Annotated in this window: 8 protein-coding genes and 1 pseudogene; 5 read left to right on the top strand and 4 right to left on the bottom strand. The window is 63.7% G+C overall.

Translation table 11 applies throughout. The features are described 5' to 3' along the window. The 4 genes and pseudogenes from EOA29_RS18960 to EOA29_RS18945 form a co-directional block, all read left to right on the top strand. Positions 1 to 363 (top strand): annotated as a pseudogene (locus EOA29_RS18960) (helicase); the annotation flags it as partial. Positions 364 to 378: 15 nt separating this feature from the next. Next, the gene (locus tag EOA29_RS18955; RefSeq protein ID WP_126091473.1) at positions 379 to 765 is read left to right on the top strand and encodes an RNA-binding S4 domain-containing protein; all 387 of its coding nucleotides are present in this window, start codon (positions 379 to 381) and stop codon (positions 763 to 765) included. A gap of 149 nt (positions 766 to 914) precedes the next feature. After that, positions 915 to 1,253: a ferredoxin FdxA gene (gene fdxA, locus EOA29_RS18950; protein ID WP_126091472.1), complete on the top strand. Its 339-nt coding sequence runs from the start codon at positions 915 to 917 to the stop codon at positions 1,251 to 1,253. Between the two features lie 375 nt (positions 1,254 to 1,628). Beyond that, positions 1,629 to 2,210 carry a CarD family transcriptional regulator gene (locus EOA29_RS18945; protein WP_040974338.1) on the top strand — a complete coding sequence of 194 codons (582 nt, stop codon included), beginning with the start codon at positions 1,629 to 1,631 and terminating at the stop codon, positions 2,208 to 2,210. A 294-nt stretch (positions 2,211 to 2,504) separates the two neighbouring features. Here EOA29_RS18945 and EOA29_RS18935 read toward each other — a convergent pair whose 3' ends face one another. From EOA29_RS18935 to EOA29_RS18925, 3 genes are all read right to left on the bottom strand, one after another. Beyond that, complete coding sequence (locus EOA29_RS18935; protein ID WP_126091471.1) at positions 2,505 to 3,299, bottom strand: amino acid ABC transporter ATP-binding protein; 795 nt, start codon at positions 3,297 to 3,299, stop codon at positions 2,505 to 2,507. Then, positions 3,296 to 3,976: an ABC transporter permease subunit gene (locus EOA29_RS18930; RefSeq protein ID WP_126091470.1), complete on the bottom strand. Its 681-nt coding sequence runs from the start codon at positions 3,974 to 3,976 to the stop codon at positions 3,296 to 3,298. Before EOA29_RS18930 ends, EOA29_RS18935 begins: the two co-directional genes overlap by 4 nt. Positions 3,977 to 4,184: 208 nt before the next feature. Beyond that, positions 4,185 to 4,958, bottom strand: coding sequence for an amino acid ABC transporter substrate-binding protein (locus tag EOA29_RS18925; RefSeq protein WP_126091469.1), 774 nt, complete (start codon positions 4,956 to 4,958; stop codon positions 4,185 to 4,187). 308 nt (positions 4,959 to 5,266) lie between these two features. Between EOA29_RS18925 and EOA29_RS18920 the strand changes: the two genes are divergently transcribed. Beyond that, complete coding sequence (locus EOA29_RS18920; protein WP_126091468.1) at positions 5,267 to 6,130, top strand: RNA polymerase factor sigma-32; 864 nt, start codon at positions 5,267 to 5,269, stop codon at positions 6,128 to 6,130. 22 nt (positions 6,131 to 6,152) lie between these two features. Here the strand turns inward: EOA29_RS18920 and EOA29_RS18915 are convergent, their stop codons facing one another. Then, positions 6,153 to 7,622, bottom strand: coding sequence for a M48 family metalloprotease (locus tag EOA29_RS18915; protein WP_126091467.1), 1,470 nt, complete (start codon positions 7,620 to 7,622; stop codon positions 6,153 to 6,155). Positions 7,623 to 7,628 lie beyond the last annotated feature (6 nt).

The following is a 7,628-nucleotide window of genomic DNA, read 5'->3' as shown; positions in this document are numbered from 1 at the left end:
AATCGCCCGCGCGGCCAGGCAGGCGCCGCAGCCGGCCAGCCCGGCGATCGGCCGACGCATGAGGGCCGCCGCGACCAACGCGACGGTGCCGACAAGCCGCGCTTCGACCGCTCGAAGTTCAAGCCGCGGCCGGAAGCCGGCGATCGGCGCGAAGCCGGCGAGAAGCGGGACGCCAGGCCGCAGGGCGAGCGTCCCGACCGCCGCGAGGGCCGACCGGACTGGAAAGGCGACAGGCAGGGCGGTAAGGGCAACGCCGGCAAGCCGGTCTTCCAAAGCAAGCCGCGCGAGGAGCGCCCGCAGCGCTTCGACCCGGATTCGCCCTTCGCCAAGCTCGCCGCCTTGCGCGACCAGCTGAAGAAATAGCCTCGGCCGGTTCCGATGGTTGGAGAAGGCCGCCAGCGCATCGACAAATGGCTGTTCTTCTCGCGAGCGGTGAAATCGCGGTCGCTGGCGGCCAAGCTCGTCGTCGCCGGACGGGTCCGCATCAATCGCGACAAAGCAGCGCAGGCCTCGGATCTGGTCAAGGCCGGCGATGTGCTGACCATCACGCTCGACCGCCGTATCATGGTCTGGAAAGTGCTCAACCCCGGAACCCGGCGTGGCCCGGCCGAGGAAGCGCGCCTGCTTTACGAGGACATGTCTCCGCTCCCGACACCGAAGGGCGAGGCCGTTCCCGACGCCATTCCGGCCTTGCGCGAGGCCGGCAGCGGCCGCCCGACCAAGCGGGAACGCCGACACACCGACCGGCTGCTCGGCGAGGACTGAAGACATAACCGAACCTCGTCGCGGCAAACGGCTGGAATTCTGTTCCGCGAAGCCGGCTCAGACACGCAGGCCCTGCCCTTGCAAGCGACGGGCAAAGGCGTTACCTCACCAAAAAAGCCCAGCAAATACGGGACGTCCCGGAGCCTGCGATGACCTATGTCGTGACCGATAATTGCATAAAATGCAAATACATGGACTGCATCGAGGTCTGTCCGGTCGACTGTTTCTACGAAGGCGAGAACATGCTCGTCATCCATCCTGACGAGTGCATCGACTGCGGCGTCTGCGAGCCCGAATGCCCGGCCGACGCGATCAAGCCGGACACCGAGCCCGGCCTCGACAAATGGTTGCAGGTCAATTCCGAATACGCCGAGAAATGGCCCAACATCACCGCCAAGAAAGAGCCGCCGGCGGACGCCAAGGCCTTCGACGGCGAGACCGGTAAGTTCGAGAAATATTTCTCGCCCGAGCCCGGCGAAGGCGACTGATTTGGCTGCCGGCACCGCCGGCATGACCCGACGTAACGGCCCCGATACAATTGCTGTCTTGACAGGCAGTGATGAAGCTCGGCCTTAGCGAATGCAGCAAAACCTTGATTCTTCCGACTTTTTGTGTTACATGAGCGGAACATGCCGGTGACACAACGTCGATTTATGGCGCTAACGCCCCAAATCACTGAAAGGTGAGCTTCTCAATCCGGACCAGAGCGATCTGGGGCAGGCAGGTGGCATTCGTGCGCTTTGTCGGTCCCGGCTTATTCCGGTGGTTCACATGTTGTGCGGCTAAAGGTCGGCTTCCGCCGATCGTCTGAGTTTCAGCCGGCGCCGCCATGCCGGCGCTACAACTAAGGAGTTCAGGGCGTAATGGCAACGATCACCCCGCAGAAGAAGTCTACCGCGGCCCGTCACGGGTTCAAGACCGGCGAATTCATCGTCTATCCGGCGCATGGCGTCGGTCAGATCGTGGCGATCGACGAGCAGGAAGTCGCGGGTCACAAGCTGGAACTGTTCGTCATCGATTTCCAGAAGGACAAGATGCGGCTCAAGGTGCCGGTCGCCAAGGCGACCTCGATCGGCATGCGCAAGCTGTCGGAAGAGGACTATGTCGATCGCGCGCTGAAGGTCGTGCAGGGCCGCGCCCGTATCAAGCGCACCATGTGGTCGCGCCGCGCGCAGGAATATGATGCCAAGATCAATTCCGGCGACCTGATCTCGATCTCGGAAGTGGTGCGCGACCTCTACCGCGCCGACAACCAGCCGGAGCAGTCCTATTCCGAGCGCCAGCTCTACGAAGCCGCGCTCGACCGCATGGCCCGCGAGATCGCGGCCGTCAACCGCATGTCGGAGACGGAAGCCGTGCGCCTCATCGAGGTCAACCTCAACAAGGGCCCGAAGCGCGGCGCCAAGGCCGACAACGAGGAAGCCGAGCAGGAAGAAGCTGCCTGAGCTGATCACTCACCCGAACTCAAAAAACCCGGCTCCGCGCCGGGTTTTTTGTTTCTGGGCCGGTTTTGTGGGTGGGACGCGGGGATGAGGCGCGTTCTATCGAGCGTCTGCGCCGCCCCTCATCCGCCTGCCGGCACCTTCTCCCCGTATAGTGACGGGGAGAAGGCAGATGGCCGCAACCTCGGTGCAGGTCTTGCAACGGTGAAAATTGGCGAAGCTTTGATGAAAGCATCATTTCTCCCCGTCACTATACGGGGAGAAATGCCCGGCAGGGCAATGAGGGGCAGCGCAGACCTACGAAGAAATCGTACCTGATCCCTCGCCGCCGGCCTCCCTCTGCGCCTCTTCCTGCCGTAGCGAGGCGATGAAGCGCTTGGTCCGCTCACGCTCTGGCCGGTCGAACACGACCGAGGCCGGACCTTTCTCGACGACGACACCGGCATCGAGGAACACCACTTCCTGCGCGATCTTGGAAGCAAGCCTGAGATCATGCGTGGCCATCACCATGGTCGTGCCTTCGCGCGCCAGTTGGCCCAGCACATCGACCACTTCCTGCGCCAGTTCCGGATCGAGCGCCGAGGTCGGCTCATCGCAAAGCAGCACGCGCGGCGACGGCGCCAGCGCCCGGGCAATCGCCACGCGCTGCTGCTGGCCGCCGGACAGCGTTGCCGGCCAGGCATCGGCCTTGTGTGCCATGCCGACCTTCTCGAGCAGCGCCGTTGCCCGCTCGAGCGCCCGTGGCTGCGGCCATTTCAGCACTGTGACCAGCCCTTCCATGACATTCTCGATCGCGGTGCGATGCGGAAAGAGCTGGAAGTTCTGGAACACCATGCCGGTCTGCAGGCGCACCCGCTGGATATCTCTTGAAGGCACCTTGGCGCCGGGGTGGAACGCAAGCGTCTCATCGCCGATGCGCAAGGTGCCGGCGGTCGGGATTTCCAGGAGATTGATGCAGCGCAGAAGCGTGCTCTTTCCGCCGCCCGAAGGCCCGACCAGCGCCGTGACGCTGCCCTCGTCGATGCTGACGGTGACGCCCTTCAGGACGAGGTTGTCGCCGAAGCGCTTTTCGATGTCGGTGAGGCCGATCATGCATTGGCCTCCAGGAAGCCGCCATAGCGGTTGAGCCGCACCTCAAGCCGCGCCTGCAGCGCCGACAGCACGGAGCTCATCGCCAGGTAGAGCGCCGCCGCCTCGACATAAAGGATCAGCGGCTCATAGGTGGTGGCGACGATGCGCTGCGCCGCTTGGAACATTTCGGGCACCGTTATTGCCGCCGCCAACGAGGTGTCCTTGACCAGCGAGATGAAGGTGTTGGAAAGCGGCGGCACCGCGACGCGGCCCGCTTGCGGGAGGATCGTGCGCCGCATCGCCTGGCTCCAGGTCATGCCGATCGAGTAGGAAGCCTCCCATTGCCCCTTCGGCACCGAGCCGATGACGGCGCGGATGATCTCCGAGCTGTAGGCGCCGATGTTGAGCGTGAAGCCGATCAGCGCGGCGGGAAAGGCATCGAGCAGGATGCCGACCGACGGCAGGCCGTAGAAGATCAGGAAAAGCTGGACCAGAAGCGGCGTCCCGCGAAAAATCCAAACATAGAAGCGGACGAGCGCCACCAGCGGCTTCGGGCCGAACAGCCGGATCAGCGCCGTGACCAGCCCGGCGATGAGCCCGAGGGCGAAGGACAGCAGCGTCAGCGGCACGGTGAAGATCAGCGCCGCCCACAGCAATGTCGGCAATGATTCCAGCATCAATTGCAGCCAATGCGCCACGAAACCCTCCTTGCCAGACCGTCCTGGCTCCAACGACTATCATGCAAAAACCGGCGGGCCGTCAAAGACGGCCCGCCGGAATTCAAGCAAAGGACGATTAAAGCGCGTCGCGCTGAAGCGGATTCAGGCGACGCGCTTTAGGTCTTTGTTTTGATGCATGTCGTTCTCCCAAAACCGCTGCACACTTTTGGGCCACATGCATTAGGGCTTACTGCGAGACGTCCTGGCCGAAATAAGTATCGGCGATCTTCTTGTAGCTGCCGTCGGCCTTGATGTCGGTCAGCGCCTTGTTGATCGCGGCGACCAGTTCAGGATCGCCCTTGCGCACGATGACGCCGGAATAGTCGGCGTTCTCTTCCTGCGCGGCGATCTTCACATTGGCGTCGGGCTTGTGCTTCTTGAAGTCGAGGAAGGACAGGCTGTCGTTGATGGTGGCGTCGGCGCGGCCGGTCAGCAGCAATTGGATCGACTGGTCGAAACCATCGGTGCCGACCAGCTCGGCGCCATTCTTCTCTGCGAGCTTGCCGAAATTGGAAGTCAGCGATTGCGCCGCCTTCTTGCCCTTGAGATCGGCAAAGGTCTTGATGTTGGTGTCGTCGCCGCGAACGATCAGCACCGCCTTGGAAGCGATGTAGGGATCGGAGAAATCATACTTGGCCTTGCGCGCATCGGTGATGCCGACCTCGTTGATGACGGCGTCGTAGCGATTGGCGTCGAGGCCGGCGATCAGGCCGTCCCACTTGCCTTCGAGGAACTGGACCTTGACGCCGAGCTTCTCGGCGATCGCCTTGGCGATCTCGACATCGAAGCCGACCAGCGCTCCGGATTCGTCATGATAGGTGAAAGGCGCGTAGGTGCCTTCCGTGCCGACCTTCAGGACGCCGGTCTGCTTGATCTGGTCGAGATTGGCGCCGGCATGTCCGGCGGTGACCGCCAGAACCTGCAGGGTTCCGGCGACGAGGAGCGATTTGAGCCATTTCATTTTTCTGTGATCCCGTTTTGACCGGTGCCCCGGCGCAGTGTGAGGGCCGCAAACTGGCAGATAGAAGCTCACGAAATAAGGAACCAGATTTCAAAAATTGGCTCAGCCAGAAATCTGGTCCTCAAAATCAGCGCAAATCACGGCGGGCGAACGTCCCGGATCGATAACAAAGCCGTGCCTGGCGCACTGGATGCGCGCCGCCGCAGCTACGGAACCATCCATGCTCCTGGCACGTTGCAGGCTGTTGTAGGGCGCGGCAGCGTCTTTTCAACCGTCATCAGCGCGAACGACCGCCAAGAGGAGCCGGCATGATCGAGGACGTGGCAGGACGGACACTGGTCCGGGCGGCAATGAAGGCTCCCTATCTCGAGCGCGACGAGGAGCACCTCCTGGCCATACGCTGGAAGGAAAAGAACGACCAGGACGCGCTGCATCTGATCACCGTCGCCCATATGCGCCTGGTGATTTCCATGGCGTCGAAATTCCGCCATTACGGCCTGCCGCTCGGCGATCTGATCCAGGAAGGCCATGTCGGCCTGTTGGAAGCCGCGGCCCGCTTCGAGCCTGCCCGCGAGGTGCGCTTCTCGACCTACGCCACCTGGTGGATCCGCGCCTCGATGCAGGACTATATCCTGCGCAACTGGTCGATCGTGCGCGGCGGGACGAGCTCGGCGCAGAAGGCGCTATTCTTCAATCTGAGACGGCTGCGCGCGCGGCTCGCCAACGGCGCCGAGCCGATCTCCAATGCCTCGCTCTACCGCGAGGTCTCGGCCGCGCTCGGCGTGCCGGAAGCCGACGTGGCGATGATGGATTCGCGCCTTTCGGCTCCCGACAGCTCGCTCAACACCCCTTTGGCCGACGAGAACGGCGCGGCCGAGCGGATGGATTTCCTGGTTTCCGAGGATCCGCTTCCGGACGAGGTGGTCGGCGAGACGATCGACGTCGAGCGCCGTGCGGTCTGGCTGAGGAGCGCGCTCGGCGCGCTCAATGCCCGCGAGCTCCGGATCATCGAGGAGCGCCGGCTGAGCGACGACGGCGCCACCCTGGAATCGCTCGGCGAGGCGCTCGGCATCTCCAAGGAGCGCGTCCGCCAGATCGAAGCGCGCGCCATGGAAAAGCTGAAAGTGGCGCTGGTCAAGCAGAACCCCGAATTCCTGGCGGAAGCAGCCTGAAATATGAACCGCAGTCGCGGGCTTACCTGTCGGTGACGATCTTGACCTTGTCGCCGGCCGACACCGTCGCGCCCGGCGACATCGCGTTCAGTACGCGGAAGAGGTCGAGCTTGCGGTCGACGCCGACCATTTGCGCCGCGAGCGTGCCCATGTTCTGGCCCGGCTGCACGGTGACCACCCTGATGTGCAGCGGCTTCAGCGCCGCCTTCTCGGCCGCGCTCAATGTACGGAACGAACCGCTGACCGAACGCGCGACCGGCTCCAGCGCGGTGCTGGCCGAAGGTGCCGCAGTCAGCAAGCGATAGACCTGCCCGCCGGCGCGGATGACTGCGATATCGAACTGCCACCCTTGCGCGCTGGCATGCGCCATCGCGGCTTCGTTGCCGTTGACCGTTTCCTGGCGCACGCTGGTGTCGTCCAGTCCGGCGACCCAGCCGCTGCGGATGTAATCGGTCAGCGACACCGACTTGTCGATCGCCACGCCGTCGAAGCGGATGGCGATATCGCCAGGTCCGGTCGCGGTCACCGCGGCCGCCGAATTGTCGATGACGAAGCCGTCCGGCACCGAGAACGAGACGCCAAGGCCGGGATGCATGAAGGTCTGGCCGCGCACATAGCCCTCTTCCGGCGTATCGCCGTAGAGCAACCCGTCTATGCCGGCGAGGAAGGCATCGCGGTCGCGCGTGCCGACGCCAGGCGGGCCAAAGTTGCGGGCAAGCCGCTGCGCCAGATCGATACGCTGCGGCGTGTTGGGGTGCGTCGCCAGGAAGTCGAGGCTGGCATCGGTGGCGCCGCTGACCGAGCGGAAATCGGTATAGGCGGACATCGACTGCAGGAAGCGGCCGGCCGCGTACGGATCATAGCCTGCCTCGCCGATCGACTTGATGCCGATGGCGTCGGCCTGCAGTTCCTGATTGCGCGAGAATTGCGCGAGCTTCAGCTTGCCGCGGATCAGCGCCGCCTTGGCGGTCGGGCTGTCGCCGAGCACATCGGAGACAACCTTGGTCGCCAGGCCTTCCTCGGCCTCGAGCTGTTGCCGCTGCAGGCCGTGATTCGCGGTGACGTGGCCCATCTCATGCGCGATGACGGCGGCAAGCTCGGAGGAGTCGTTGGCCAGAGCCAGCAGCCCGCGCGTGACGTAGAGATAGCCGCCCGGCAGCGCGAAGGCGTTGACGTTGGGCGAATTGAGGATGGTGATGCGATAGGTCTGCGTCGGGTTGGCCGACACCACCGTCAAATTGCCGACGACCTTGGCGACCATGCGCTCGAGCTTGGGATCGGAATATTCGCCGCCATAGGTGGCAAGAATCCGCGGATGCTGCGCCTTCGCCATGTCGGCGAGCTTGGCATTGGCGACGACATTGTCGACCGTGATCGGCTTGTCGGAGGGCTGGAAGCCGGATTCCTGCACATCCGGCGGCGTGAACATCTGGCAGCTCGCCAGCGTCACGGCAAAGCTGGCCAACGCGAAGAATCGCGTCAGCGGCCTCATCCAAAC

This window comes from Mesorhizobium sp. M1E.F.Ca.ET.063.01.1.1 (assembly GCF_003998155.1).
GTDB lineage: Bacteria > Pseudomonadota > Alphaproteobacteria > Rhizobiales > Rhizobiaceae > Mesorhizobium.
The sequence above is the reverse complement of the archived record's forward strand: the minus strand, read 5'-3'. Positions and strand labels throughout refer to the sequence as shown.

Bases quoted from the DNA above. Each gene is read 5' to 3' on its own strand.
- fdxA (WP_126091472.1), top strand. From the start codon at position 915: ATGACCTATGTCGTGACCGATAATTGCATAAAATGCAAATACATGGAC.
- EOA29_RS18955 (WP_126091473.1), top strand. From the start codon at position 379: ATGGTTGGAGAAGGCCGCCAGCGCATCGACAAATGGCTGTTCTTCTCG.
- EOA29_RS18920 (WP_126091468.1), top strand. From the start codon at position 5,267: ATGATCGAGGACGTGGCAGGACGGACACTGGTCCGGGCGGCAATGAAG.
- EOA29_RS18935 (WP_126091471.1), bottom strand. From the start codon at position 3,299: ATGATCGGCCTCACCGACATCGAAAAGCGCTTCGGCGACAACCTCGTC.
- EOA29_RS18925 (WP_126091469.1), bottom strand. From the start codon at position 4,958: ATGAAATGGCTCAAATCGCTCCTCGTCGCCGGAACCCTGCAGGTTCTG.
- EOA29_RS18915 (WP_126091467.1), bottom strand. From the start codon at position 7,622: ATGAGGCCGCTGACGCGATTCTTCGCGTTGGCCAGCTTTGCCGTGACG.
- EOA29_RS18945 (WP_040974338.1), top strand. From the start codon at position 1,629: ATGGCAACGATCACCCCGCAGAAGAAGTCTACCGCGGCCCGTCACGGG.